The organism is Rufibacter sp. XAAS-G3-1 (assembly GCF_013623775.1).
Taxonomy (GTDB): Bacteria; Bacteroidota; Bacteroidia; order Cytophagales; family Hymenobacteraceae; genus Nibribacter.
The window spans coordinates 163,503-189,987 of sequence record NZ_JABFAM010000005.1 but is presented as its reverse complement, the minus strand read 5'-3'; the positions used below and the strand labels follow the sequence as shown (position 1 = coordinate 189,987).

Genomic DNA, 26,485 nt, shown 5'->3' with positions numbered 1-26,485 from the left:
GCAGGTTGTAGCCGGTAGCTTGTTCAATGGTGGCCAGGATGGATAATGTGAGCTTTCCCTGAACCATAATTTCAATCATTTCCTTCCATTCTGCTGTTAGAATGGTACTCCAACCTGACTTTACTCCAACCTGACTTTACACCATCCTGCCGGTGGTTCCCAGCGAGTCTGGAGACTCGCTTCATCCCCGGTCACGAGACTGGAGTCTCGCGCCAGTACTTTCTAACTGACTGCTTCCGCGATGCCGCCCGCTTCAAAAGACCTCGTAGCGTCTTTAGACCTGCGAGCGTCTGCGCCGATGGTTCGCCAATCAGGAGATTGGCTGTCCAAGGGTGCGTAGAGCGCTCCCGCTAACTCTGCGCACAACAATAATAGTAGGTCTACTGCTGTGAGGTCTTACAGACCTCACAGGTGTTCGCGTTTTGAGCCTGTTTTCTGAAAAGCAGCCCCAAAACGCCTCAGCGGGGCTCCTCTCCCCAGGAGAGGGACTAGGGCTCGCGGCGAAGGTCAGATTACCCTACCGCAAGTTTGCCAATGCCCTGCACACGTATCATTCTTATAGGAGAATGGAAGTAAGTTGAAGATCCTGGCCAACTTGGTAATCAGTGCTGTAATCTTTCATGCCAAATTAACCTACTGGCGGCCCTTGCTTTGTCAATGGCTGTGGCCCGCCACAGGTTCTGCGCCTTTCTTTAAGACGAACTCACTGTAAAGCAGGTAAGCCCCCGTGACCACAACCGTGTCATTGGTGCTCAGTCCGCTGGCGATGGCCACCTGGTGGGCACTTTCCTCGCCCAAGGTCACCATCCGGGGACTGAAGGTGTTTTCCCCGGTTCTCACCCAGACATGCGCTCCCTGGGAATTGCGGATTACCGCATCCAGCGGAAGGGTCAAGGCCCGGTTTACTGGGGCTGGCAGATGGATGGTAGCCTGGGTGCCGGGGATCAATGTCCCTTTGGGGTTAGGCAACGCTGCCCTGGCCACCACCACCTGGCTGTTCTGCCGGAACTCGGGGTTGATGAAGGAGATTTTGGTTTTCAAGGGGGTGGATACCCCGGGGACGGTTACTTCCACGGGAGTGCCTACCGTCACTTGGTTTGTTTCCTGCGCGTACAGCTCGGCCTCTACCCAGATGGTGTTGAGGCGGCTCACCCGGTACAGTGGGCTGCCCTCGGCCACGTACACTCCCTCGGCGGCGGTTATCTCCGTCACCGTGCCGGAGACAGGGGCTGCAAAGGTGATGCGGGCATCCAGGCGCTTGGAACGGGCGATTCTGTTGATCTGGGCATTGGTCAACCCGGTCAGCAAGAGCTTTCTTCTGGCGGCCTCCAGGATGGAGGCGAACTGCGTTTCCCCGGGGAATGCCTGCACCTGATCTAAGGCCAGCAGGTATTCCTGTTCCAGGGTGAGCAGGGACTCGCTGTAGAGGTCATACAGCGGCTGGCCCTTCCGGATGGGCTGGCCCGTCTCCTTCACGTACAGCCTCTCAATACGGCCGGTGGCCCGGCTACTGATCAGGTCAGCCTGGGTTTGGTCTACCACCAACCGGCTCGTAAGAATCGTGCTGCTTCCCACCTGCCCCATTCTAACCGGCCGGGCCGTTATGTTCCCCAGCTTCATTTGGTTATCACTCAACATGATGCTCGCCGCCGTACTTCCCGGGGCCTGTTTTTTCACCGGTACTAAGTCCATGTTGCAGATGGGGCAGGAACCCGGTTCGTCTTCAACAATCTGGGGGTGCATGGGACAGGTATAAGTGGTACCCGCTTCTGCCGTTTCGTGGTGTTCGTGCTGCTCAACACAGGACAGCAAAAAGAGCGCCGCCAGGAAAACGAGGAATGTATTCTGTGCCTTTTTCATCTGTCGTTGTCTGTTACCCTGATAAAACTTTCGCTGTCCACCAGAAACTGGGCATTGGCGGCAATTACGTCCTGAGCAGTTAAGCCCTGGGGCACCTCTACCTGACCGTGGGCGCGCTGCCCCACCTGGACAGCCGTTGGCTTGAATACCCCCTTGACTTTAAGGAAGGCGACGGACTGGGTGCCTAAGTCCAGTACCGCCTCTTGGGGAACCCATAAGGCTGCGCCGGTGCTGTAAGCGGTTTTGCCCGTGAGGAGTTGGCCGATCAAAATGGATTTTCCCCGCGCCGGGAGCGAAGCCCTAACCTGGGCAAAGTTCTGCCCGGCCTCATAGACCGGCTCCACCAGGTTCACGGTGGACTGCACCGGGTCGCCGCCGGGCTGTTGGTTGAAGGTGATGGTGATAGGGGTTCCTTTCCGGAGCTGGCCCACCAAGCCGCTGGGCACGTTGAACTGGGCCCACACCTGCGAGGCGTCTACCACTTTGAGCAGGGCCTGCCCGGTGGTCACGTACATGCCTTCCCGGATGGCAAAACCCGTACCCTGCGCAGGTGCCGCTGTTATACTTCCGCCGCCCGCAGTACCACCCGGGCTGGAGGAGCTTCCCATGCCGCCCATTCCATCTCCACTACTAGCATTGGCAGGGGCAAGGGTGGGAGCCGCCGTCACGGAAGGGTCCAGCACGTACCCCGTGTAAGGGCTGTACACCGAGAAGGTATAGGATTCCCGGCCCGTCCGGGTCAGTTGTTTGATCTGGGCTTCCGTGGCACCCAGCAAGCGAAGCTTCTGCCGCGCCCCGGCGATCAGGGTTGAATTGCCAGCATCATTTTGCAGGAGGTACAGCAGTTCTTTCTGCGCCGTCACCAGCTCTGGGCTGTAGATATCGTACAACTTCTGCCCTTTGCGTACCGGCTGGTAGTTGAACTGTACGTACAGTTTTTCCACTCTTCCCCCAAAACGGGCCGGAATCAGGTATTGGCGGCGCGTGTCATAGGTTACCACCCCGCTCATGGTAATCTCGTTCTCTACTTGCCGCTGCACCGGCTGGGTGGTCTGAATGGAGGAGACCACCGCTTGGTTGGTGGGTTGCAGCAGATAATCCAGGTCTGAGCTGACGGCCACGGTGGGGGCATTGGCCAGCTGTTTGGCTACCAAGTCCATCCCACAGATGGGGCAGGAACCGGGTTTGTCCTGCCCAATCTGCGGGTGCATGGGGCAGGTGTATTCCAGGGCATGGGCAGCTTCGGCTTCTTCGTGGCTTTTGTCCTGGCAGGCGGAGAAAGTGAGTGGCACCAGCAAAACCAGCAGCCATCTTACTTTATTTTTCCAGTTCTTTCTCATAATTGACACCTATCAGGTAGAGTTGCTCCAGGTTGTTGAGGTATTCCATTTGCGCCATGTTCAAGGCTTCCCAGGCATCAATCACCAGCGGCAGCTGCCCCGTGTTCTGTTCATAGCTGAGGAGCGTGGTTTCATAGTTGCGCCGCAAAGCCGGGATGATCTTCTGCTCGTAGTTCTGCACTTGGATGCGCTTGGTCTGCAGTTCCAGAGCCATGCTGGCCACCATGTTGCGCGCCTCGTTCATCAGGTTCTCCCGCCCTTTCTGCATGCCCTGTATCTCTAGGTGCATGGCTTTGCCGTTGGCCTTGTACATCTTGGAAGACCAGGGCGCGATGGGAATAGACACCATCCCCATCACGGTGAACACCTGGGGCATCATCTTGTCGCGGGGCATCATGTTCTCGAACCGTATCCCGAAATCGGGCTTCCGCTGTAGGTTCTCCAACCGTAGGTTGAGTTGCATGGATTCAATGGTGCGGTCTAGTTGGCGGATGTCGCTGCGGGCGGCACTTAAGGAGACGGTGTCGGGCAGAACCGTCAGCACCGAGGTTTGAACCGTGGTATCAATGCGGAAGCGGGTTTCCGGCGGCAGGTTCATCAGCAGGTTCAGCTGGATGTTCATCCTAGTGATCTCGCTGTCGTTCATCACCAGCATGTTCTCCACTTCCGCCAACCGTCCTTCGGCCTTGTAGATACTGCCCAGCGAACTTTGGTTATAAGGATAGCGGACTTTGCCCAGCTTGAGCATGAACTGCATGATGCGCTGGCTTTCCAGCAGCACAGAATTTTTCTTTTCCAGCACCACCCACTGGTAATAAGCCGTTCTGGCCTGCGCCCTGAGCTGGTTGAAGGTGTTATCGCGCCCGGCCTCTTCCATGGCCACCTTAGAAAGCTGGTACTTTTCCCGGGCCTTCAGCTTGGCGGGGTTGGTGATGTCCTGCTCCACCACCGTCATCAGCATGCCCTTGTCCCGCTCCTCCATGATCGTCTGCCCCGGGTAGGGATACATGAACACGCCGGCCCCCACCATGGGGGCCATCTGGCTGCGGGCTCCCTTTGCCATGGCATTCTGCGCCTGGGCCCTAAGCTCAAACTCTTGCAGCATGGGGTTGTTCCGGTAAATTCGGTTCAGCACGGTGTCCAAGGGCAGCACCGGGGTTTGGGCGCAGGCTCCTCCCGCCGCCAGCAACAGCAGCAAGGCCGATACGTATATTCTAGTGTTTAACATCGTAGATCTCTAGTTTGCCGTGTTTCTTTAACTCGTAGAGCTTGGTCATCTCAAACACCACGGGCGTCACCAGCAGAATGTGGATGGAAGAAGTGAACACCCCTCCAATCAGGGGCAGTACAATGGGTAGCATCACATCTGTCCCCACCCCGGTGGCCCACAGCACGGGAATCAAGCCAAAGAGCGAGACGGAAACGGTCATGATCTTGGGCCGCAGTCTTTTGGCCGCCCCCTGGAAGACGTATTCCCGGATGTCCTGCTTGCTGATGGTTTGGCTGGAATTCCCTTTTGCCGCCACCAACGCATTCATGGCCTCATTCAGGTACACCACCATCAGCATCCCGGTCTCCACCGCCATCCCGAACAGGGCAATGAACCCCACCGCCACCGCCACCGACAGGTTGATGCCGTAGAAATAGATAATGAATACCCCGCCCACCAAAGCGAAAGGAATGGTGACCAGGTTAAGCAAGGCCTCCTTGAAGGACTTGAAGGAGAAGTACAGGATCAGGAAGATGATGAGGAGTACCAGCGGAATGATGATCTTCAGGGTCTGCGTGGCCCTGATCTGGTTTTCCCACTGCCCGCTCCACTCCAGCCGATACCCGTTCGGGAGGTCTGTCAATTCCCCGTTGAGCTTCTGGATCGCCTCCTGCACGGTGCTGCCCAGATCGCGGTTTCGCACGTTGAACAGAACCGCGCCCCGCAACTGCGCGTTCTCAGAGGTGATCATGGGAGGCCCGTCCACAAACCGCACATCGGCCACGGCCGATAAAGGCACTGTGCCAGCCGTGGCCGACTGGAGGGGAATGCGGCCGATGCGCCCCAGGCTGTTGCGGTATTCCTGGGCCAAACGCAGGCTGATGGAGAAACGCTGGCGGCCCTCAATGGTATTCCCGATGGTCATGCCGCCCAACGCCGATTCCACCACGCTGTTCACGTCATCCACCGACAGTCCGTAACGCCCCAACTCCCCGCGCCGGGTTTGGATCTCCAGGTACTTTCCGCCGGTCACGGGCTCTATGTACAGATCTTCCACGCCTTCCACGTTTTGCAGGGCATTGCGCACCCTCTCTGACACCACCGCGATGGAATCCAGGCTTTGGCCGTACACCTTCACCCCCACGTCTGTCCGGATACCGGTGGCCAGCATGTTGATGCGGTTGATGATGGGCTGCGTCCAGCCGTTGATCACGCCCGGAATCTGCAGCTTCTGGTCCAGCTCAGCGATGATCTTGGCCTTGGTCATCCCCTCCCGCCACTCAGATTCCGGCTTCAGTTGGATGATGGTCTCAATCATGCTGATGGGGGAGTTGTCGGTGGCGGTGCTGGCCCGGCCGGCTTTGCCCAGCACCTGCGCCACCTCTGGCACCGATTTGATGATCTTGTCCTGCACCTGCAAAATGCGCTTGGCCTCAGCGTTGGAGATATCGGGCAGGGTCACCGGCATGAACAGGATGGAGCTCTCATTCAGCGGCGGCATAAACTCAGAGCCCAGGCTCATGAGCATGGGAATGCTCATGAGCAGGGCCAGGAGGTTGACCCCGATGGTGGTTTTGCGCCATTCCAGGCACCAGCGCAGCACAGGCCCATAGACCCGTTCCAGCGCGCGGTTAAGGGGGTTGGCACTCTCTGGCTTGAACTTGCCCTTGAGCAACAGGGAAAGCAGCACCGGGGTAACCGTGATGGCCACGAAAGCATCCACAATCAGGATAAAGGTCTTAGTCCAGGCCAATGGGCTGAACAGCCGCCCCTCCTGCCCAGTCAGCAGAAACACCGGCAGAAAAGAGGTGATGATGATGATCGTACTCCAAAATACGCTGGGGCCCACCTGCTTGGCGGCTTTCTCTATAATGGACAGGCGCGTTTCGTTATCCATAGTCTTCTTTGGTTTGGGCATCGGCCAGATGCCGGTGAGCATTCTCCACCATCACAATGGCGTCATCCACAATCACCCCAATGGACAGGGCGATCCCCGTCAGGGACATGATGTTGGAGGTGATCCCGAACATATTCAACAGGATAAAGCCGATGGCGATGGAAAGGGGCAGTTGGATGATGATGATGAGCGCACTGCGCCAGTGGAAAAGGAAGAGGAACACGATAAAGGAGGCCACCAGCATCTCCTCTAGCAGGGTGGTCTTCACCGAGTTCACCGATTCATTGATCAGCCCGCTGCGGTCATAGACGATGTTGAACTTGACGCCCTGGGGCAACCCGGCGGAGACCTCCTCCATCTTGGTTTTGACGTTCCTGATCACCTCCTCGGCATTCTCGCCGTAGCGCATCACCACAATGCCCCCCACTACCTCGCCTTCGCCGTTCAGGTCAAAAATCCCCAACCGGGTTTCGCCCGTCATCTGCACGGTGGCAATGTCACGCACGCTTACCGGAATGGTGTTCTGCGTGGTGATGGGGATGTTCTCTATCTCCTCGGTGGATTTAAGGTACCCGGTGGTTTTGATGATGTACCCGATGTCGCTCAGCTCAAACTTGCTGCCCCCGCCCTCGTTATTGTTGGCCCGTACCGCCGCCATCACCTGCGGCACCGACAGGTTGTAATAAGTTAGCTTGTTGGGGTCTACTGTGATCTGGTACTGTTTCTGGAAGCCCCCGAACGAGGCGATCTCACTCACGCCCGCCACATTCTGGAGCGAGAATTTCACGTACCAGTCCTGGATGGCCCGCTGCTCGCCCAGATCCATGCCCGGCGCGTCCAGGGTGTACCAGAGAATATGGCCCACGCCGGTTCCGTCCGGCCCCAGGGTGGGGATGGCGCCCTGGGGCAGCAGGCGGTTGGCGTAGTTGAGGCGCTCCAGCACCCTTTCCCGCGCCCAGTAGATATCGGTCTGGTCTTCAAAGATGATGTAGATGAAGCTCATCCCGAACATGGACACGCCGCGCACATATTTCACCTGCGGCATGCCCTGCAGGTTGGTCACCAGCGGGTAGGTCACCTGATCCTCTATGATCTGAGGGCTGCGGCCCATCCACTCGGTAAACACGATCACCTGGTTTTCCGATAAATCAGGGATGGCGTCTACCTTGCTCGTGGTCACCGAATACACTCCCCAGCCGAACATGCCCGCCGCAATCAGCAGGACTACCAATCTGTTGCGCAGGGAGAAGGAAATTAGTTTAGCAATCATGCCTTGGAGGGAAAATCCCCCGGCCTAGCCGCCGGGAAGAAGGAATGGAAAAAATCAATGCTGATCGCCCGCTTCATGCCCATGGGCGGCCGCAGCAGAGTCCAGCTCCTCGCCGGACTTCACTTCTTCCAGGAACATGCCGCATTTAGGGCATTTGCCGGGCTCGTTGCTCACCACCTCGGGGTGCATGGGGCACGTGTAGGTGACCCCGGCCACCTGCTGGTTTGTCTCTGTTCCTTCTACGGCTTTCGGCTCGGTTGCGGAACCGTTGCAGGCGGAGAATAGGGTTAGGCCAAAGAAGGCCACGGCAAAGTTTGATTTCAGGGTTCTCATGAAATGGAAATGTATAGATGAATGAAAAAGAGAGTTTTTCCCCTTTGAGAGCTTCTTTCAGCCAGAAGCTCTCAAAGAGGAATACTGTAGGGCTGCGTGATGCAGTCCAAAACACGGGTATAGGGCGGGCGTAAATTCCAGACCTGATCATCCCTGGCCAACTGCTGGTTCTACAGGGAAGAACCGGGCATACCGGGGCATGAACGCCAGCAACATGACCAAGAAGGATCCTGGCTTTTCTTAAAAAACGGCCTTAAGGAATTTACGGTCTGGGAGAAAAGTAAGTCAAACTAATTTTGTCCGCTTACTTAGCATGAACAGAGAGGAATCGCTGGCGCTCCTAGACAGGGAAGGGAATACTAAATAAGGAAAGTTTGATATAGAATGCCAATGAACCTGCCGGAGGACGGAGGCGGCAAAGTGAAATGGGGTTCGGTTTCAAGAATGGAAGGCCGCATTCGTTCGGCAAAGTCAGGGAACGTGATAGGCTCCTTCTCAACCTTGGCTATTTGTTGGGTAGCGGCAGTAAAGGTTGCCTGCGTGGCCACTCCCCGCTGCATGACACAGGACAGGTCATGGCAGGCTTCCATGGGCTTCTTCGCTGCCTTTTTGCAGCAACAGTTTGGCTCTGCGAAAAAGCCTACTGCACTCCCTTCCCCACCAGAACATTGCGAAACAGCCCCGCGGAAGCCCATAGAAGCCAGGGAGAGGGCGACCATCAAACTTAGGTGAACAAATTTCTGCAGTGCTTTCATGTGGGGCGGAAAGGATATAATCCAATACCAAAACGTCAACAACCACAGAGAGTTGCCAAACGTTTGATGCTACTTTTCACAAAAGTATACAGAGGTGAGCAATCTGCTCTAATATAATTTTGGTTTATAGTTATAAAAATCGGTGCACTTCAACCATTTGATACTTCATGACTGCCCTTCCGCTGAAGCCTCGCCCCCCACTCGTGGGAGAGGAGTTGGGGATGCGTTTTGGGGCCGCTTTTCGGAAAACAGCCCTAAAACGCGGAAACCTGTGAGATCTCCAAGACTTCACAGGTTTAGAGTTAACTGGCGCGCGACTCCGGTCTCGTGACCGGGGATGAAGCGAGTCTCCAGACCGCCGGAAACCACCAGCAGGAGGACGGAACATCAGTTACTTAGCCTATAAGTAGCAGGACAAATGAGCTATCTATTTTGTCCTCCTGAAAGGAGAAGAGATAGTTATATCAGATGGCTACCACGGAAGAAGCCCCTCACATCTTACTGGAAAAAGGTTGGCAATTATGCCCAAACCCGTATACATGCCAGGCATTGATATTCAGAAGAGGCTTTCATTAGCCCGCATGATCACCCGCAATATGCATTCAAAGCGGCCCTGCCTGGTGCTGCCATGCCCACAGCACCAGGCAGGGCCGCCTTGCCCAAAGAGAGCGTGGCGTGGCCATGGCACTTCTACCGCAATTGCGTAGTTTTGTCTTTCTTAGCCCCACCCGTCTATGCACTTACTTGAAGTAAAAAACGCTGCCACCGTCAGAGCCTTTTTAGATCTTCCTTCGGCCCTCTACCAAGACCACCCCAACTGGATCAGGCCGCTAGACAAGGACATTGAACAGGTTTTTGACCCCAAACAGAACCCTAACTTCAAGAACGGCACCGCCATCCGGTGGATTCTTCAGGATAGCCAGGGAAAAACCATTGGCCGGGTTGCCGCTTTTGTGAACAACAAAACCAAGAATGCGTCTGAGTACGTGACCGGCGGCATGGGCTTCTTTGAATGTGTCAATGACCAGACGGCGGCCAATATGCTGTTTGATGCCTGTAAAAACTGGTTAGCCGCGCAGGGCATGGAAGCCATGGACGGCCCTATCAACTTCGGGGAGCGAGACCGGTGGTGGGGGCTCCTAGTGCAGGGGTTCACCCAGCCCAATTACGGCATGTTTTACCATGCGCCCTATTACCAGCAGCTGTTTGAGAATTACGGGTTTCAGGTGTATTTCAAGCAGTACACCTATTACATGGATACGCACGCCCGGTTCGGCGACAAGGTGTATCAACGGTCCGAAGCGCTGGATGCCATTCCCGGCTACAGTTTTGAACACCCTTCCAAAAACAACCTGGAAAAACTGGCGCAGGATTTTCTGGAGGTGTACAACAAAGCATGGGCCGGGCACTCGGGCATCAATGAGATGACGCTGGAAAAGGCCATGAAGATGGTGAAGAGCATGAAACCCGTGATGGTGGAACAGCTCCTCAACTTCGTTTATTTTGAAGGCAAACCCATTGCCTTTTTCATCATGCTGCCGGAATTGAACCAGCTCTTCAAACACCTGAACGGCAAGTTCAACTTCGCTGCTAAGCTTAAGTTTCTCTATCACCGCTGGCGCTACAACAAACGAACAGACAAGAAGGTATTTGGGGTCATTTTTGGCGTGGTGCCCGAATTCCAGGCCAAAGGAGTGGATTCCTACATGATCGTGCATGCCCAAGGCCCCCTGAACGCGTACGGTGCCCGCGAGATTGAGATGAACTGGGTGGGAGATTTCAACCCGAAAATGATGTTGGTAACCCGTGGTTTAGGAGCCCGTATCTACAAAACCCACGTCACTTACCGCAAGATATTTGATCCGTCCAAACCGTTCACCCGGTACCCAATTATTAAGTAAGGTTGCTGTTTTAGGGCTGATTTTCATAAAACAGCCTTAAAACGGAATAGCTTTCTCCTAAGGAAAGATGGTATGTTTTCTTTGATGCTTTTGGTGCACGCCTTTTGCTGTTGCTGGCGTGGTGGCTGGTTAATGCGAAGCCCTTATGCTTGATTGTTGCATTGCTGCCCTCCGTGCGCCCGGGGAAGACTGGAACTGGGGAAAGTTGTAGAGCACATTTCCATTGGTTTGATACTTATGCTTTCTAAAGCGGATACTCCCTCTTTGAAGGGGGCGAAGGGGGATGTTTACACCTGTAGGTTCACGCATTTCTACATCTGCGCCTCCTCACGCAATACCGCCTACTCAAGAGACCTCGTAGCGTCCGGAGGATCTGCGAGCGTCTACGCCAATTCCGTTTTAAGCCTGTTTTCCCCAAACTCCCCCAAAAACAGGTGAGCTATCACATGGGGAGGCAGGTACACGAGCAGATTTACGCTCAAATGAGAAAAACCCCCATAAAACGCATCCCGATAAACTAGCAAGCGCTTTTGCCAGCAGCTAACTTCAAGAAAGTTTCATGCAGGTGCGCTACCTGGGGCAGTACCAGGTGGGTATCATCGTTGTACAGCACGAATGGGGCACGGGTGACGCGTTCTTCTTCTGAGAGTTGCTTGCCCATGATGGCTTCTACCTCGGCGGTGGTACGGTGCGGGTCGCGTTGGAGGGTGCGGGTTAACCGGAGGGGCAACGGGGCCGAAACGGTAAGCACGTGGTCTACCTGCGTGTAGGCGTTGGACTCAAACATGAGGGCCGCCTCTTTCAGAATATAAGGCGCTTGTGGCTGCTGGTCAACCCACCGGTAGAAGTCTTTGCGAACCTGCGGGTGCACCAGCCCATTCAGCTTTGCCAGTTCTGCGGCATTATGGAAAACTTTCTGGCTTAGGTAGGGGCGGTTCAGGTGCTGCTGAGCATCAAAGGTATCTGGCCCAAACGTGGAGATGAGTTGTTCGCGCAGTTCGGGGTCATGGTTCATGACCCACTTGGCGCGGGTGTCAGAGTCATACACCGGTACGCCCAGCAACTGGAAGCATTTGCATACTATGCTCTTGCCTGAGCCTATGCCGCCGGTAATGCCTATTTTTAACATGGGCTACTGGGGCGTTAAGGAAATCTGCACTTTGCCGGGCATCACCGCTACCTGTCTTACGTTTGGCGATTTCTGCAGCACCGTGGGCACAATGGTAGAATCTGCCGGGTTGAACTTCTGGAAATCCAGCGCGACCTGAAAAAGATCAGGCTGCATTAAACTCCGGTTTTGGGGCAGATAGGAATAGTGCAGCACTACGGGCCCGTTTACTAACCGCAAAAGGTACCCCGCCGGAAAATTCTGGAGAACGGGCTGCACCATTATCTCTTTCCGCTCCAGGGCAATGACATTGAATTGCACTTCGGCCTCGCTCACGTCTGCTTTCACCAAAGAGGTAAACTCATGGTTTACCGGCACATCGCCGTTAAACGGCGTGGTGAGGTTTTCAGAAGGAAGCGCTAAGAGGAAAGGGCTAGGAAACTGGTTCAGGATCTGTTCTGGGCCGGTAAAGGTCACTGAATCTGGGCGCACCTGGGCAGGGCCAGAAAACACATACCCCGCTGCTACCTTTACCTGGCTGGTGTCAATAGCCAACGGGAATTTACGGGTGACCAGGCGGTCAAAATCAAAGCTGATGGTGTCGGTCACCACAAAGTTCAGGCTCAGGCCGTCCAGCACGTTGGAGATAGCTGGGCGTAATGCCGGGCCGGGCAACCGCTTTACGTACGGCAAGTTCCGGATGGTGAGTTCTACCGGCCTCACCTTGAACAGCAGGTTTTTCCGGAGCAGTTTCCATCCCTTCCCGGTCACGTTGATGACCACCTCCTCAGGCAACGGTTTTACCGGCACCAGGGCCTGGGGGTCATACTTGAACTGGATGGGATAAGAGACCTGGGCCGTGTAACTCTTGTTTAGCGCATTCAGGAGCCAGAACGTAGCCGCCGTAAGAAAACAAAGCACTACCACCCTCCAGTACTGTTTCTGCTTGGGCGAAAAGGGTCTCAGTAACCAGAGGAGGGCGTGCTTTGTTCTATTGAATGGCAAGGTGGTGTTTACGGGTTAAGTGGTTTCTGTGGTGGTATTGGCATTCACCCGGCTGGTGGCTTCTACCGCAATGGCTACTTTGTCAAATTTCAGTTTAAGGCCTTTGTCTACTTCAATCCAAACGGTGTCATCGTCTACGCTGAGCAGACGGCCATGCAGGCCACCAACGGTGACTACGTTCATGCCGCGCTTCAGCTCTTCACGGAACTTCTTCTGGTCTTTGGCTTTCTTCTGCTGCGGGCGCACCATAAAGAAGTAAAACACCAGAATGATTAGCCCGATGAACAGGAAATTAGAGTAAAGGTTTGCCCCTTCTGGGGTGGCTTGCAATAATATGGTTAGCATAAGGTTGTTCTAAGAATTATAAACGAACAGGCCCTTGCGCTCCTGCCTGTGGCACTGTGCCGATGACGTTGGTTTTGATACTTACCTGGTTTATCTGCGGGTCAGTATTAGCGGTGATGGTGATTTGCTTAGACTGCTGACCAGTTCTTCCGGTTGGGTCATATACCACCTTTATTTTGCCGGTTTGGCCGGGGGCAATGGGCTCATGTGGCCATTCCGGCACAGTACAGCCGCAGGTAGCAGAGGCGTTCTCAATGACCAAAGGAGCCTGACCGGTGTTGGTGAAGGTGAACGTGTGCTCTACTTTTTTGTCTGCGGTGATGTCCCCGAAGTCAAACTCGGTTTCCTTGAACGTCATGACCGGTTTAGGGGCATTGGGGTTCACGGCTTCCTGGCTGGCCACGTTGGGGTTGGTAGCGGGATCGTTGGCGGCCACCGGGGCGCTGCCTTCAGACGCGTTCTGCTCCGTGGCAGTAGCGGTCTCATCTGTACTTGCTTTTTTCTCGCAGCTAGAGGTCCAAAGGCCGCCGGCTACTAGTAACGCGATTATAAATTGCTTTTTCATAAAAATTAAGCCTATTAATGAATAGGACAAGTTACAAATTAGAAATGATATGCTGCGCAAATTCTGACGTAGAGGCCGTTCCGCCTAGGTCACGGGTGCATTGTTCTTTGTTGAGCAGGGTTTTCTCCAGCGCATTCTCAATCTTGTCGGCTTGTTCGTGCAAGCCCATGTGCTGCAACATCATGTGGGCCGAACGCAGCAACGCCGTAGGATTGGCCAGACCTTTGCCGGCAATATCCGGCGCAGAGCCGTGCACGGCTTCAAAAATGGCCATGTCATCGCCAATGTTGGCCCCAGACACCACGCCTAAGCCACCTACCAGACCAGCGCACAAGTCAGAAAGGATATCCCCGAACAGGTTGGTGGTCACAATCACCTCAAACTGCTCTGGTTTGCTTACCAGCTGCATGCACATGTTGTCAATGATTTTCTCATCCCACTGCACCTCCGGAAACTCTTTGGAGACATCGGCGGCAGCCTCTAGAATAAGCCTTCCCGCCGATTTCAGGATGTTGGCTTTGTGGGCGACGGTTACTTTGGGGCGGTTGTGCTTCACGGCGTACTGGAACGCGGCGCGCACAATTTTGTGGCAGCCTTCTACCGTCACGCGGGCAATAGAATCTGAGATACCCAGGCGCTCATCATAGGTTTCCAGACCGGAGTACAGGCCTTCGGTGTTCTCCCGGAACAGCACCAGGTCTACGTTCTCAAAGCGGGTTTTCACGCCGGCCGTGGTTTTGGCCGGGCGCACGTTGGAGTATAAGTCAAATTTCTGGCGCAACTGCACGTTGATGCTCTTGAAGCCCTTGCCCACCGGCGTGGTGATAGGCCCTTTCAAGGCGATTCTGTTGCGTTCCAGCGAGTCAATAAGCGATTGCGGGATCAACTCACCTTTGGAGTCAAACGTGGTTTGACCGGCATTTTCTTCTTCCCAGGTAATGGGCACTTGTGCGGCTGCAAAGATCGCCTTCACGGCTTCTGTGATCTCAGGACCTATCCCGTCGCCGGGAATAAGGGTAACGGTTGTCATGGGCAGGCTTATATTTCCTTTTTACTGTTTATTTCATTGATCAGGGAGTCCACGTCCATCAGAAGGCGCTCGGCTTTGTCACGGGCGTCCTTGATCACGCGCTGCCCCTCGGTTTTGGCGGCAGAACCCTGCTCTTCCCTTCCGGCAATCAGGTCGTTGGAAAGCTCTAAAAGCCTGGCGCGGTATTTCTCTAATTGAAAACTCAGTTTATCACGGGTTTCACGGCCTTTTTCCGGCGCAAACAGGATGCCCAGTACCGCACCTGTGGCGATACCGCTGGAAAAGGCAAGGATAGCATTGGTTTTTTTGCCCATAGTGTATAGGTAGTGTTTAATAGGTTCTTATCTGTGGGCCTACGCTGCGTTTTGGGCCTGTTTTCATGAAAACAGGCCCAAAACGCAGCGTTGAATGCCCATTCTACTCTTACGAACGAAAACCCGCCGGGATTATTTGTTATCCAGCAAGCCTCTCCCCGATTTCCGGATGGCACCGCTCGCGAGCAGATCCTGTGAAAGTTTGTCCAAAACCCCGTTAATGAACTGCTTGCTTTTAGGCGTGCTGTACACCTTGGAGATGTCAATGTATTCATTAATAGACACTTTCACGGGAATGCTTCTGAAAATATGCATCTCGCAGAGGGCCATCTTCAAGATGATCTTGTCCATCAAAGCCACCCGCTCCACATCCCAGTTCTGCACGCTTTCAGCGATCATGGCCTCGTACTTCTCGTCGTCCTTCAGGGTCTCGTAGTACAGTTCCTCAAAGAAAGCCTTGTCGTCTTCCCAACTGGCCGACAGATCAAGCAGGGCGAGGTGCTCATCGGTGTTCTCCTCCAGCATCTTGATGGATTTGTTCACCAGGTTCTTCACCACCGACTTGTTCTCTACCCAGTTCAGGTCTTTCTCCTCAAACAGGGTCTGCAGGTTCTCGTCCTTAAAGATAACGTTTTTGAAGATATGTTTGAGCAATTCGTGGTCTTGGGCATAGGTTGGCTCCACCATCTCCAGATAGGCCAGCACTTCCTCGTCTTTCTTGAGGTTGTTGCGGTAGATTTTCTGGATCACCTCCATGTCTCCGGCCCAGCTCAGGTTTCTCCGGATCACGCGCTGCTCCAGGAATTTGTTGCCGAGCAGCTTTTGCAGGGCTTTGTTGTCCAGCAGTTTGCGCAGGTTCACGTCTTTTCGTTCGGTAAACCGGGTGGCGGCCTTCTGCTCTTCGTTTTCTATCTGGTGCACCAGTTCTTGGGCCACCATTAGGGTGAGCAGGTAGCGGTCATAGATTTCCTCTGCGGCGGCAAGCATCTGGTTCCCGAAGAACTTGAGGTCTTTGCGGAGCGAGTTCTGGTAGAAGTTAACGGCGGCCTGGGTGGCATCTAAGATTTCACGGTCTTTTTCTTCCGTATCAAATTTGCGGGTCTGGTACCATTCTTTGAACAGCAGGCTGGCAATCTGCTTCTGGCCTTCCAGCTTTCTTCTGTCCTGCGCCTCAATGGCCATCAGGTCGGGGGCAAACCTGTCCGAAATCAAGTCCAGGGCCAACTGGTAGTCAGACCCTTCGGCCTGCACGTAGGCGTAAATGGCTTGCATCGCTTTGATTCGGAGTATTCTGCGGTTGAGCATGATAATAAGGAAAGAACGTGGTGAACGTGAAAATTACGGTAAATGTTGAGGTTGACGCACTGGCCTTACAGCCTTATACGCCTCTGTCCCCAATTCAGCCGCAAAGGTCTGAACTTGGTGCCCAAGAAGCAAACGGTATTCTTTTTATTTCCTTTCCAAGGCTGTGCCGTTTTGAGGCTGTTTTGTAAAAAACAGCCTCAAAACGGGTATTGATGATTGGCGTAACGGAAAGGCTATTGGCATAGACGCTCGCAGAACCTTCTGACACTACGAGGTCTTTTGAGCCAGCGGGATGGCGAAATGTAGCTGCTAACGCAGCGGGGGTAGTCAGAGATTATCCATCATCCATAGGCACGTATCTGGAAACTTACGGCAGTGGAAAAGCTATAAAGGCAGAATGCGTTTCCGGCCCGGTTTTTTCAAACCAGTCCGAAAACGCATTCACTGTCTTTACTCCTCCTTTGGGAGGTGGGAATTAATAGGTTTGCTTGATTTTGGCTATGTCATCAATGCGTTTCTGCGCAAGTTCTGTGGCGGCTCTTTGCGTGTGCGTCCCATCGGCCTCGGCCTTCGCGAAGATGTTCAGCGTGGTGTGGTAAATCCGCTCGGTCTGCTGCATGGCCCACTCGCGGTTCAGTTTTTTCACTTCTGAATACACGTTGATGATACCTCCGGCGTTGATGAGGAAGTCTGGCGCGTACACAATGCCCATGTCTACCAAGGCGGGCCCGTGCACGTCTTCGTTTTTGAGCTGGTTGTTGGCGCAACCGGCAATCACCTGGCATTTCAGGCGCGACAAGGTATTGTCATTGATGGTGGCGCCCATGGCACACGGCGAATAGATGTCCACGTCTACGTCATAGATTTCATCTAAGCCCACCACGGTGGCACCGGTAGCAGCTGAGATGCGCGCTAAGCGATCCTGATCCATGTCGGTGATGAACAGTTGGGCGTTTTCCTTCACCAGGTAGTCAATCAAATAACCCCCTACGTGGCCCGTGCCTTGTACTGAGATTTTCTTTCCGGCCAGGCTGTCATTGCCCCAGGCTTTTTTGGCGGCGGCTTTCATGCCCATGTACGTTCCGTACGCCGTTACCGGCGAGGGGTCACCGCTGCCGCCTTGTGATTCTGGCAAACCGGCCACGTACTTGGTTTCCATGCCAATGTAGGCCATGTCTTGGGTGGTCATGCCCATGTCCTCGGCGGTGATGTACTTGCCGTTCAGGTTGTTCACAAACCGCCCGAACTTGCGCATCAGGGCTTCGGTCTTGTCTTTCTTGGAATCGCCTATGATCACGGCCTTTCCGCCACCCAGGTTCAGGCCCGAGATGGCCGATTTAAACGTCATCCCGCGTGAAAGACGCAGCACATCGCGCAGCGCTTCTGCCTCAGTTGCGTATGTCCACATACGGGTACCGCCCAAAGCAGGCCCCAGCACGGTGTTGTGCACGCCAATGATCGCTTTTAGGCCGGTGTCATGGTCGTGGCAGAACACCACTTGCTCATGGTTGTATTCACTTATTTGGCTGAAAACGGACGTTTCCTGCTCAGCGGTTAGTTCTTTAACTTCTATCATGATTTGTTTTACCTTGAAATACCGACTTTCTTTTGTTAGATATTGGGGAAGCGAATCGGTAATTTTGATGCAAAATTAGGTTTATATTTTTGAAGACCAAGAAAATTCCTAACAAGTGTTAGTACGTATTTTCTTTAAACGTAGCCTGTGAAATCGCTTAAATACCTCAATAAATATCTGCTCAAATACAAGTTCCGCTTCTTCTGGGGCATTGTGTTTGTGATTGTCTCCAACATCTTCGCCATTATTCCAGCCCAGGTGGTGCGGCACGCGTTTGACCTGGTGCGCGAGGGCATTACCATGTACCAACTGCACGAGGGTTTCGCCCAGCAGGAGCGTGTGTATGACTCTTTCGCGCGCAGCACCTTGTTCTATGGGGCTGTGATTGTGCTCATGGCCTTGTTACGCGGCATTTTCCTGTTTTTCATGCGGCAGACCATCATTGTCATGAGCCGCTTGATTGAAAACGACCTCAAAAACGAAATCTACGCCCACTACCAGACCCTGCCCCTCTCCTTCTACCGCCGCAACAACACCGGCGATTTGATGGCGCGCATTTCTGAGGACGTGAGCCGCGTGCGCATGTACCTGGGCCCGGCCATCATGTACGGAATCAACCTCTTGGTTTTGTTCCTGATGGTGATTCCGTACATGCTCTCGGTGAACGTGGAGTTGACCATTTACACGCTGTTGCCGCTGCCTATTCTGAGCGTGAGCATTTACTACGTGAACAACATCATTGAGCGGAAGTCTGACGAGATTCAGAAAAGCCTGAGCGGCATTACCACGTTTGTGCAGGAGGCGTTCTCGGGCATCAGGGTACTGAAATCGTTTGTGCGGGAGCAGGATTCGCACGCCAACTTCACCAAAGCCAGCGACACGTACAAAGACAAATCGCTGGAGCTGAACTTCGTGAACTCGCTGTTCTTCCCGCTTATTCTGTTTCTGATTGGCCTGAGTACCATCATTACCGTGTGGTACGGCGGAAAGGAAGTCATCAACGGGGACATTACGCCGGGGGTTATTGCCGAGTTCCTCATCTACGTGAACATGCTTACCTGGCCCGTTACGGCGCTGGGCTGGACGACTTCCTTGGTGCAACGGGCGGCCGCCTCGCAGCAGCGCATCAATGAGTTCCTGAACACCAAAACCGATATCATCTCGCAACAGAACCTGGAGAAAGACATCAAAGGGGCCATTGTCTTTGACGAGGTGGATTTTGTGTACCCAGATACCGGCATCCAGGCCTTGAAGAAACTATCGTTCCAGATTAATCCCGGCGATACGCTGGCGGTGATTGGCAACACCGGTTCCGGCAAGAGCACCATCGCGGCGTTGGTGTGCCGCCTGTATGACGCCACCGGCGGACGGATTCTGATTGACGGCGAAGACATAAGAAACTACAACATCACCAACCTGCGCAGCCAGATTGGGTACGTGCCGCAAGACGTGTTCCTGTTCTCAGATTCCATCAGAAACAACATCGGGTTTGGGGTAGACGCCCTGCCCGAGGAGAAAATGCGACAGGCCGCCAAAGATGCCGATGTCTACGAAAACATCATACACTTCCCGGCGCAGTTTGACACCGTGTTGGGTGAGCGCGGCATCACGCTTTCCGGCGGCCAAAAACAGCGCGTGTCCATTGCCCGCGCCCTGGCCCGGGAACCTAAAATTCTGATTCTGGATGATTCGCTCTCGGCGGTAGACACCAGAACGGAGAATGCCATTTTGAACAGCCTCCAACGCGTGATGGCCAACCGCACCTCCATCATTATCTCGCACCGCGTGAGTTCGGTGAAACTAGCCAACCGCATTCTGGTCTTAGACGATGGCGTAGTAGTGCAGCACGGCACCCACGAAGAACTGATGCTGGAACCCGACGGCCTGTACCGCGCCCTGTATGAGCGCCAACTCCAGACCGAGGACATGGAATAAACCCGTTTTGGGCCTGTTTTTAGGAAAGTAGGCCCAAAACGCATGTTTCTTTCTTAAATTTTACCAGACAATTTTTGCATCTGCTTTTCTGGCTTCTCATTTTTTGTTTTATTTGCAGCAGATACTACTAATCGGGATGTAGCGTAGCCTGGTATCGCGCCAGCATGGGGTGCTGGAGGTCGCAGGTTCAAATCCTGCCATTCCGACGAAAAGCAGAAAGCCCGTTGTTCTTTCCAGAGCAACGGGCTTTTTTTCTGCACTCCTGTTTTACCCCTGCTTTCTGAAAAACAGGGATAAACCTATCTTGTAGAGAATAAATCTAAATATTGATCAAAAACAAAAACGCGATTTCTGCTTTGCCCCGTCATTTCCCTAAGCACCCCAATCCTTTCAAAGTCAGCTACTACAGAGTTTGCGGCTTTTTTACCTAACTGGCATGCCTCAACAATATCACTTACATGGAGAACAGGATTATGAAATAGATGCTGAAGCACCACCAGTGCAGATCCTGATTTACGCCCGAAATCAGCTGTGATTTGTTGCTCTAACTTGTCTTTTAGCTCTAGTACCTGCTGAAGGGTGCTTACTGCTTTTGTAGCTGTCTGCTCAATGCCTACCAAGAAATATTTAAGCCATTGAGTCATGTCATTTTTAGTTCTTACAAAAGTTAGGTTATCATAATACAAGCTTCTATTTTCTTCAAAGTAGCTAGAAAGGTATAACAAAGGCTTGCTTAAGATTTGCTCACTCACCAAGTAGAGAGTTATCAGTAGCCTCCCTATTCGCCCATTTCCATCTAGAAACGGATGGATTGTCTCAAATTGGTAATGCGCAATAGCAATTCTGACTAAGGCAGGAACTGCAATATCTGTGTTGTGGAGAAAATTCTCCAAATCACTCATTAGCTGACCAATGTATTCAAAATGGGGTGGCACAAAAACCGCGTCAGAAGGGCTACTCCCACCAATCCAGTTCTGGCTAGTTCTAAATTCACCGGGTTGCTTATGCTCCCCTCTCACGCTATTCAATAAGATGCCATGCGTTTGCCTTAAAAGGCGAGAAGATATTGGAAGCCTTTCTAATTCATCTATAGCTATGTTCATAGCTTTGACATAATTGTTCACCTCTCTCCAGTCGTCTCTCCGCTCAGGAGAAATGTCTTCTTCTGGTAAAAGTGCCTCTCCCATATTTGTTTGAGTTCCTTCAATCCTACTTGACACTACTGCTTCTTTAGTAACATGGAGATGAATGAATAACCCAATGTTTGGTACCATGCGGGCAAATGAGTTCAGCTCCCCTAACTTTACAGCAGCCTTTTCTAATAACGCGTTAACTTCAGGACTACTCCAAGTCCACTGCTCATTTATAAGAGTGGGCATAAAGTACTTATACCCTCCAACACCTTTCTCAAAACGGCCTGACTTATATCTTTCTAATTCTATCATAAATTCGGCTAGTTACACTTACGCACAAAGGAAACTAAAATTCATCTTAGTTTCCTTTCGGCACTGAAAGGAAACTAAGATGAATTTTAGTTTCCTTTCGGTCAATACCATCTTTGATAGTACTAATGCAAACACATATGTCATTATCAATATGCATAGTGTCAAACATCCAGTATTTGAGTAAGTAATAACTCAACTTTCTAACAACTATATATTTCTAAGTACTGAGACAGGATTACTTTATACTATTTGTCATCCTGGAAGGATCTTGTGGGCGAACTAGAATAGCTTTGATGGAACGCTATTGCCGTTCGCGACCAAGATCCTTCCAGGATGACAACAGAAAAGTAAGTCAAACTAATTTTGCCCGCGTACTGAATAAATAAGAAAGCCAAACCAATACTCCACGACCTACTCCATCTGCCCGAAATCATGTTTGAGCGTGAACATGGCAAAGTGTTGGTGCTTGGTGCCGCCGCCATGTAATTGAGACATCCACATACCTTCCAGCGTGAAGTGCTTGCTGAACGTGTAGCCCAGTCCGCCGAAGACGCGGTTGGAGTCAAAGGGTTGGTCACGGATAATCACCCTCACCTCGTTGCGCAGGATACCGTACCACGGGCGCACTTCCTGCTCTTTCGGCCCCAAAGGAATGCGGAGAGCCACCAAATAGCGGAAACGCGTTTGGTAACCTTGCGTGAGCCAGCGTTCCTCTACCTGGTACCGGTGCGTGATGCCAGCCTTCCAGAGATTACCCCGGATGGCGATGGATTGGTACAACCGGTTCTCATGGGCGAACTCGGTTTTTTCAGCCGTGACGTAGTTGCGGTTAAACAGATGGGCATACCCGGCAGTCAAGGAAACAGGTGCTTCTTTGAAGTTGTACGTAGCCTCAGCCCCGGTAAAAATTACCCGAGGGTTTTTTATAGGGTTGTAGGTGCGGTACTGCAGGTTGGCGGTGGCTACCCAGCGGGGGCTGAACCAATACGAGCCGGAATACTGCAGCCAGTAATTGTAGTTGTCTGGTTGGGCCGCACTCTCCTTTGACAGGAACAGCCCACTTAGTATAAAAAACAGGAACAGCCTTACCTTCATCTTACTCTTTTTATTTTCTTCCCTCTGTAGCGCAGGCTATAAGTCCTCTCCTTTTCACAGGAGAAGCCTTACCAATAGGCAAGGCTTCTCCTGTACGTGGCCATATAAGCAGAGACTATCTGTTTGGGTCGTTTCAGGGGCTTTTTCAGCAAAACGGCCTTAAAACAACCTCTACCCCTTTTTCCTCAGCACAATTTTCTCGGCGTGTTTGGCGACCATCCGGTTGTAGAATTCCCGCAGGTTCCCGTACTCAGAGGCCTCAAAAAAGGTTTTGTTGATGTTGAGCCTGCTGATGATTTGCAGTTGCCCGTTGACCATCTGCGTCATATACGAGAATTTAGCGGCGTTGCCGGGCAAGGTGACGGCCGAAGACTGCGGCACCTCTTCCAGTTCATAGCCCTCGGGTAATTGGTACGTGAACATATACGTTTCTTCTACTGGCGTGCCGAAGTCAATGGGGAACTGGCGGGTGGCCAGTTTAAACGGATTTTCGTCCTGCCCGTGGGTGAGCATGGGCGAAAGGTAGAGCAACGAAGACGGGGCACTGTCTCCGGTTCTGTTCAGTTGGTACTCTTTCTTGAAAGGCTCCTGCAGGTTCTCCAGGTTCTGGATCTTTATTCCTTCCCGCACCCAGTCTGGCCCGGCATTGGCGAACTCTTTGAGGTACGTTTCCTGTCCTTTGCTCCGGATGGCGGAACGGGCGCGCAAGGCAGGCACGCCCAGGTAATCTTCGGTTAAGGTACCGGTTACTTCGCCGTTGGGCTGTATTTTAAGCCGACCGGAAACCAACTGCACGTTTTTCTCTACGCCCGTGAGGGGCACCCATTTTCCGGCGGGGGCTTGCAGTACCCAGCCTTGGTCGTTCAGGCACCGCAAAGGCAGCATCCCGAAGGGCAGGTCTTTTTCAGTGGCATCCAGCAGGTAGTTTTTGCCACCCACAGACACGTAGGAAATCACGTAGTCAAACTTGCTGATCATGGGCGAACCCACCATTGGCCGGCCGTGCTCGCGGGTACTCACCAGCATGGGTTGCGCGGCTACGCCCGCTTCGCGCAGGAGAGCGGTCAGCAGCAGGTTTACCTCAGAAGAAGACCCCCGTTGTTTGTCAAAGGCTTTGCGCAGGTTCTCGGTGTAGATGCGGTGCTTGCCGTCCCAGTGCATGTTTTGTTGCACGAACTCCACCACGGCCTTCACCTTGGCCAACGAATCGGTTTTCCCGGCCACCAAACCATCGGCGGTTTTCTTCAGGTAGGCGGTATTGGTGAGTTGTCCGCCAAATTCCTCCTCCTTCAGGAGCTCTTTGGTGAAACTTTCCCAGTCTCCTGACACAAACTGCGGCTTCTGTTCTGGGTACTGCACTTTGGAGAGTTCAAACTCCAGTTTGGAAAGGTAGTCTTTGGCGCTGGAAAGGAAAGGCTCCTGGGTGAAGGCGGGCACATCTTTCATGACCCACTGGTACTGCACCACCGACATGGAGAGCGCCCCCCTTTGCTCAATATTGGCCAGGCCCACCTCATCTTTCCAGGTGATGGCTACTGTTTTCCGCTCAATTTTGGCGTCTTTGATGTGAAACGGATGAAACCCGTGCAAGACCTGGCTGTACTCAAAGAAAGGCACCATGCCCACCCGGTACTCACTCCACTTCACCGGAATGGTGTGCTGGAACTCCCACTCCCGCAGCAGCTTGATAAAGTCTGATTTGATGGTGTAGGTCAACTCAATCACAGAACCCACCTTTACGCCGGGCAGGGTCAGCTTTTTCAGGTACCAGTTGGCATCCTGTTTTTCGTCAAAGATGGCTTTGTCCTCTAGCTTCAGCTTCACCGTTTCGCCGTTCTCCAGGTTGTAGGTCACCCCTTTCACGTTGAGCACCTCTTCCTTATTGCCATCGGCGCGGCGGTAGTACGGAATAACGAAATCGGCCTGATCCAGGCCGTTCTTTTTCAGGATCTTGATTCTGGTGATGCGTTTGAACTGCAGTTGGGTGCCTTTGGAGAAAAGGAAGGAAGACTCGCCCAGGTCATACAAGACCACGGCCGCGGCGCTGGTGTCTGGGGCGTAAGCGGTCATCTTCAGTTCTTCGGGCGTAACCTGGCCCAGCTTGAAAGGATCTTCAGAATAACCGGGCGTGCTTGCGCCTAGCACAAACAACAGCAGGGCCAGCCAGGGTTTTAAAACGTTGGTCATATAGAGGAAAGGGGTTAGTCTTTGAGGTTGGAGGCAAAAGAAGCCTGCAAGGAGTTTCTTTCTTGCAGGCTCAGATAAAATCAGGTGGCTTCGGCGGCCAGCACCACTTGCTGCTGGTCGGCGCGGGACACCTGTTTCAGGAAGTTCACCAGTTCCATGTACTTGGCGGCGGCATGCCGGCCTTTGTGCATGGTAAGTTGACGCACGTAGATGAGTTTACTGCCATTTATCTGCACCTGCGCCTGGTACTCGCCAAAGGCCGAGGCGATTTTCACGGGCTTGGGCATGTTTTCGGCTTTGTACCCGGCCGGTAGGTCGTACTCCACACTGTCTACGTCATGGAAAGACATGGGCCAGATCACGTCCTGCTTGCGGCTTTCGTTTGTGGCGGGCACGCTCGTCCAGCGGTTCATGAGGTTGGGGGTAATGAAAAGGCGTCTGCCGCTCACCGATGCCAGTTTGGGCAACTCCAGTTGCAGTTTCTCTTTTACCTGCGGCGTGTCCTTCACTTTCTCCAGGTTGTAACTCTTGATCTCGAACGCGGGGATTTGGGTGTTTCGGTAGAGCCATTTCAGTTGCTCTTCTGGACTATAACTCTGAACCAATCTGTTACGCCCCTCATGCTGAAGGCCCGTGTAATTGGTGAAAACCTCTCCGGTGGCGGCCCCCTGTGCGTTAAGTTTCACTTTAACAGCGCGGTTCTGCACATTATCTAACGCAGTGAACCGCGGTGTTGAAACCAGTTTTCCGCCGGTAGGGGTAACCAGTAGCGAGTACCGATCACCCGTAAACGAACCGGTATAGCCCGCATCATCTGTCTGGCTGGTACATTCTAACCAAACAGTGTCTTTCGCCATGGGTACACACAACACCACATGATTGAATTGCCTACTGGGGAAATCTTTTATTACCGGCTGGTTGTCTGCCCCACCATAGATGATGGCATAATGGCTGGGAATGCCAGCCGCCTCCAACAAGGCTTTGGTATAATTACTCAAGGCTTTGCAGTCTCCATACCCTTTGCTGTCTACCATAGAGGCTTCAAAGGGCTGCCACCCACCAATCCCTAATTGAATAGACACATACCGGGTCTTGTTCTGCATGAACTGGTAAATAGCCTTTACTTTCTCTTTGGGATTGGTGATGCCTTTGGTGAGCGCCAGAATTTGCTGTTTGGTTGCTTCCGGCAATTGGTCTCTGCCGGCATTCAGCTTGTGGTGGAACTCTCCCAACGTATGCCAAGATTCCATGGTGCCGGCATAGCCCTCTACCTCAAAAGCAGTAGGCGCGGTTCTTACCACCGGAATGATGTCAAAGAACTCAGGGCCGTACATTTCTTCTTCAATAGGTGCCACATCCTTTACCTGCCACCGGTATACCTTTTGGTTTCCCTCCTGGCTTATTTTGGCTTGCCCCGGCATGTGTTGCTCTTTGTAGCGCAATACCATGTCTGTTGGCATGTTTACCACAAAAGAAGCATGCTCTACGGCTACTTTTTCTGCTGAAACCGGGCTCCAGAAAGGATAAAACAACATATTACTGGTAGTGGTCTGGTACTCATACTCTACCGTAAAAGGATAGGATGCATGAGAGATCCCTGCCACTTTTGCCCTATCATCGCCAAAAAGGGTTCCGTCACCGTTCGCGCTGTAATCCTTGATATCAGACGCTTTCAGAGTTCCGGTTTTCTTCCCCAGCATATCATAGACGGCTCCTTTGATGTAGTCTACCTTCCTGAGTTTGTCATACCGCACCACCAGTTGGGCGTGCTTTTTCCCCTCTTCATTCAGCACCGTTATCGCCACCTTTATTTTCTCAGTGGCAGATTTGGGTGAGTTCACGGTAAACGTGGTTTCCTCAGTGCGGATCACCGCATCAGCACCTGTAGACAAGGCCGCATTGATGGTGAACGCCGCATAAGAAGGCGTGTCTCCGGCCCAGGAGGTGGCACTCACCAGCAGGGAGAGCAGGAGTACTGTAAATCGTTTTTGCATGGTTTTGAGAAAAAT

The 26,485-nt window shown here is 53.0% G+C and carries 21 protein-coding genes and 1 tRNA gene; 3 read left to right on the top strand and 19 right to left on the bottom strand.

All coding sequences use genetic code 11. The features are described 5' to 3' along the window. Positions 1–654 precede the first annotated feature (654 nt). The 7 genes from HHO50_RS05135 to HHO50_RS05105 form a co-directional block, all read right to left on the bottom strand. Positions 655–1,860 carry an efflux RND transporter periplasmic adaptor subunit gene (locus tag HHO50_RS05135; RefSeq protein ID WP_181304930.1) on the bottom strand — a complete coding sequence of 402 codons (1,206 nt, stop codon included), beginning with the start codon at positions 1,858–1,860 and terminating at the stop codon, positions 655–657. Then, a complete protein-coding gene (locus tag HHO50_RS05130) occupies positions 1,857–3,200 on the bottom strand; it encodes an efflux RND transporter periplasmic adaptor subunit (RefSeq protein WP_181304929.1) in 1,344 nt (447 codons plus the stop codon). The genes HHO50_RS05135 and HHO50_RS05130 overlap by 4 nt, the downstream gene beginning before the upstream one ends. Then, the gene (locus HHO50_RS05125; protein ID WP_181304928.1) at positions 3,178–4,428 is read right to left on the bottom strand and encodes a TolC family protein; all 1,251 of its coding nucleotides are present in this window, start codon (positions 4,426–4,428) and stop codon (positions 3,178–3,180) included. The genes HHO50_RS05130 and HHO50_RS05125 overlap by 23 nt, the downstream gene beginning before the upstream one ends. Continuing rightward, positions 4,415–6,307, bottom strand: coding sequence for an efflux RND transporter permease subunit (locus tag HHO50_RS05120; protein WP_181304927.1), 1,893 nt, complete (start codon positions 6,305–6,307; stop codon positions 4,415–4,417). The genes HHO50_RS05125 and HHO50_RS05120 overlap by 14 nt, the downstream gene beginning before the upstream one ends. After that, on the bottom strand, positions 6,300–7,577 hold the full coding sequence (locus tag HHO50_RS05115; protein ID WP_181304926.1) for an efflux RND transporter permease subunit: 1,278 nt from the start codon (positions 7,575–7,577) through the stop codon (positions 6,300–6,302). The genes HHO50_RS05120 and HHO50_RS05115 overlap by 8 nt, the downstream gene beginning before the upstream one ends. Before the next feature lie 54 nt (positions 7,578–7,631). Next, positions 7,632–7,910 carry a heavy metal-binding domain-containing protein gene (locus tag HHO50_RS05110; RefSeq protein ID WP_219921444.1) on the bottom strand — a complete coding sequence of 93 codons (279 nt, stop codon included), beginning with the start codon at positions 7,908–7,910 and terminating at the stop codon, positions 7,632–7,634. Between the two features lie 359 nt (positions 7,911–8,269). Further along, positions 8,270–8,665, bottom strand: a complete 396-nt coding sequence (locus tag HHO50_RS05105; RefSeq protein ID WP_181304925.1) for a hypothetical protein — start codon at positions 8,663–8,665, stop codon at positions 8,270–8,272. A 734-nt stretch (positions 8,666–9,399) separates the two neighbouring features. Between HHO50_RS05105 and HHO50_RS05100 the strand changes: the two genes are divergently transcribed. Beyond that, positions 9,400–10,566: a hypothetical protein gene (locus HHO50_RS05100; protein ID WP_181304924.1), complete on the top strand. Its 1,167-nt coding sequence runs from the start codon at positions 9,400–9,402 to the stop codon at positions 10,564–10,566. A 517-nt stretch (positions 10,567–11,083) separates the two neighbouring features. Here HHO50_RS05100 and coaE read toward each other — a convergent pair. From coaE to HHO50_RS05060, 8 genes are all read right to left on the bottom strand, one after another. Next, positions 11,084–11,695: a dephospho-CoA kinase gene (gene coaE / locus HHO50_RS05095; RefSeq protein ID WP_181304923.1), complete on the bottom strand. Its 612-nt coding sequence runs from the start codon at positions 11,693–11,695 to the stop codon at positions 11,084–11,086. A gap of 3 nt (positions 11,696–11,698) precedes the next feature. Continuing rightward, a complete protein-coding gene (locus HHO50_RS05090) occupies positions 11,699–12,679 on the bottom strand; it encodes a hypothetical protein (RefSeq protein WP_181304922.1) in 981 nt (326 codons plus the stop codon). Between the two features lie 15 nt (positions 12,680–12,694). Next, the gene (gene yajC, locus HHO50_RS05085; RefSeq protein ID WP_181304921.1) at positions 12,695–13,024 is read right to left on the bottom strand and encodes a preprotein translocase subunit YajC; all 330 of its coding nucleotides are present in this window, start codon (positions 13,022–13,024) and stop codon (positions 12,695–12,697) included. A gap of 16 nt (positions 13,025–13,040) precedes the next feature. After that, entirely contained in the window at positions 13,041–13,589 is a 549-nt protein-coding gene (locus HHO50_RS05080; protein WP_181304920.1) for a DUF1573 domain-containing protein, read from the bottom strand. Between the two features lie 31 nt (positions 13,590–13,620). Next, positions 13,621–14,619: an isocitrate/isopropylmalate dehydrogenase family protein gene (locus HHO50_RS05075; protein WP_181304919.1), complete on the bottom strand. Its 999-nt coding sequence runs from the start codon at positions 14,617–14,619 to the stop codon at positions 13,621–13,623. A gap of 8 nt (positions 14,620–14,627) precedes the next feature. After that, entirely contained in the window at positions 14,628–14,933 is a 306-nt protein-coding gene (locus HHO50_RS05070; RefSeq protein WP_181304918.1) for a YtxH domain-containing protein, read from the bottom strand. 132 nt (positions 14,934–15,065) lie between these two features. Continuing rightward, positions 15,066–16,238 carry a transcription antitermination factor NusB gene (gene nusB, locus HHO50_RS05065; protein ID WP_181304917.1) on the bottom strand — a complete coding sequence of 391 codons (1,173 nt, stop codon included), beginning with the start codon at positions 16,236–16,238 and terminating at the stop codon, positions 15,066–15,068. A gap of 475 nt (positions 16,239–16,713) precedes the next feature. Further along, positions 16,714–17,814, bottom strand: a complete 1,101-nt coding sequence (locus tag HHO50_RS05060; protein WP_181304916.1) for a Glu/Leu/Phe/Val dehydrogenase — start codon at positions 17,812–17,814, stop codon at positions 16,714–16,716. Between the two features lie 147 nt (positions 17,815–17,961). On the opposite strand from HHO50_RS05060, the gene HHO50_RS05055 reads away from it, so the two are divergent. Continuing rightward, positions 17,962–19,749 (top strand): ABC transporter ATP-binding protein, encoded by a 1,788-nt coding sequence (locus HHO50_RS05055; RefSeq protein ID WP_181304915.1) that lies wholly within the window; start codon positions 17,962–17,964, stop codon positions 19,747–19,749. A gap of 132 nt (positions 19,750–19,881) precedes the next feature. Continuing rightward, a tRNA-Pro gene (locus HHO50_RS05050) sits at positions 19,882–19,955 on the top strand. A gap of 93 nt (positions 19,956–20,048) precedes the next feature. Here HHO50_RS05050 and HHO50_RS05045 read toward each other — a convergent pair. The 4 genes from HHO50_RS05045 to HHO50_RS05030 all read right to left on the bottom strand — a co-directional run bounded on the left by HHO50_RS05045 (position 20,049) and on the right by HHO50_RS05030 (position 26,470). Then, positions 20,049–21,194: a Fic family protein gene (locus HHO50_RS05045; RefSeq protein ID WP_219921443.1), complete on the bottom strand. Its 1,146-nt coding sequence runs from the start codon at positions 21,192–21,194 to the stop codon at positions 20,049–20,051. A 411-nt stretch (positions 21,195–21,605) separates the two neighbouring features. Next, entirely contained in the window at positions 21,606–22,289 is a 684-nt protein-coding gene (locus HHO50_RS05040; protein WP_181304914.1) for a DUF2490 domain-containing protein, read from the bottom strand. Positions 22,290–22,460: 171 nt separating this feature from the next. Next, positions 22,461–24,476: a DUF3857 domain-containing protein gene (locus tag HHO50_RS05035; protein WP_181304913.1), complete on the bottom strand. Its 2,016-nt coding sequence runs from the start codon at positions 24,474–24,476 to the stop codon at positions 22,461–22,463. A gap of 80 nt (positions 24,477–24,556) precedes the next feature. Continuing rightward, positions 24,557–26,470: a DUF3857 domain-containing transglutaminase family protein gene (locus HHO50_RS05030; protein ID WP_181304912.1), complete on the bottom strand. Its 1,914-nt coding sequence runs from the start codon at positions 26,468–26,470 to the stop codon at positions 24,557–24,559. Positions 26,471–26,485: the final 15 nt, after the last annotated feature.

Bases quoted from the DNA above. Each gene is read 5' to 3' on its own strand.
- HHO50_RS05135 (WP_181304930.1), bottom strand. From the start codon at position 1,860: ATGAAAAAGGCACAGAATACATTCCTCGTTTTCCTGGCGGCGCTCTTT.
- HHO50_RS05130 (WP_181304929.1), bottom strand. From the start codon at position 3,200: ATGAGAAAGAACTGGAAAAATAAAGTAAGATGGCTGCTGGTTTTGCTG.
- HHO50_RS05125 (WP_181304928.1), bottom strand. From the start codon at position 4,428: ATGTTAAACACTAGAATATACGTATCGGCCTTGCTGCTGTTGCTGGCG.
- HHO50_RS05120 (WP_181304927.1), bottom strand. From the start codon at position 6,307: ATGGATAACGAAACGCGCCTGTCCATTATAGAGAAAGCCGCCAAGCAG.
- HHO50_RS05115 (WP_181304926.1), bottom strand. From the start codon at position 7,577: ATGATTGCTAAACTAATTTCCTTCTCCCTGCGCAACAGATTGGTAGTC.
- HHO50_RS05110 (WP_219921444.1), bottom strand. From the start codon at position 7,910: ATGAGAACCCTGAAATCAAACTTTGCCGTGGCCTTCTTTGGCCTAACC.
- HHO50_RS05105 (WP_181304925.1), bottom strand. From the start codon at position 8,665: ATGAAAGCACTGCAGAAATTTGTTCACCTAAGTTTGATGGTCGCCCTC.
- HHO50_RS05100 (WP_181304924.1), top strand. From the start codon at position 9,400: ATGCACTTACTTGAAGTAAAAAACGCTGCCACCGTCAGAGCCTTTTTA.
- coaE (WP_181304923.1), bottom strand. From the start codon at position 11,695: ATGTTAAAAATAGGCATTACCGGCGGCATAGGCTCAGGCAAGAGCATA.
- yajC (WP_181304921.1), bottom strand. From the start codon at position 13,024: ATGCTAACCATATTATTGCAAGCCACCCCAGAAGGGGCAAACCTTTAC.
- HHO50_RS05080 (WP_181304920.1), bottom strand. From the start codon at position 13,589: ATGAAAAAGCAATTTATAATCGCGTTACTAGTAGCCGGCGGCCTTTGG.
- HHO50_RS05075 (WP_181304919.1), bottom strand. From the start codon at position 14,619: ATGACAACCGTTACCCTTATTCCCGGCGACGGGATAGGTCCTGAGATC.
- HHO50_RS05070 (WP_181304918.1), bottom strand. From the start codon at position 14,933: ATGGGCAAAAAAACCAATGCTATCCTTGCCTTTTCCAGCGGTATCGCC.
- nusB (WP_181304917.1), bottom strand. From the start codon at position 16,238: ATGCTCAACCGCAGAATACTCCGAATCAAAGCGATGCAAGCCATTTAC.
- HHO50_RS05060 (WP_181304916.1), bottom strand. From the start codon at position 17,814: ATGATAGAAGTTAAAGAACTAACCGCTGAGCAGGAAACGTCCGTTTTC.
- HHO50_RS05045 (WP_219921443.1), bottom strand. From the start codon at position 21,194: ATGATAGAATTAGAAAGATATAAGTCAGGCCGTTTTGAGAAAGGTGTT.
- HHO50_RS05040 (WP_181304914.1), bottom strand. From the start codon at position 22,289: ATGAAGGTAAGGCTGTTCCTGTTTTTTATACTAAGTGGGCTGTTCCTG.
- HHO50_RS05035 (WP_181304913.1), bottom strand. From the start codon at position 24,476: ATGACCAACGTTTTAAAACCCTGGCTGGCCCTGCTGTTGTTTGTGCTA.
- HHO50_RS05030 (WP_181304912.1), bottom strand. From the start codon at position 26,470: ATGCAAAAACGATTTACAGTACTCCTGCTCTCCCTGCTGGTGAGTGCC.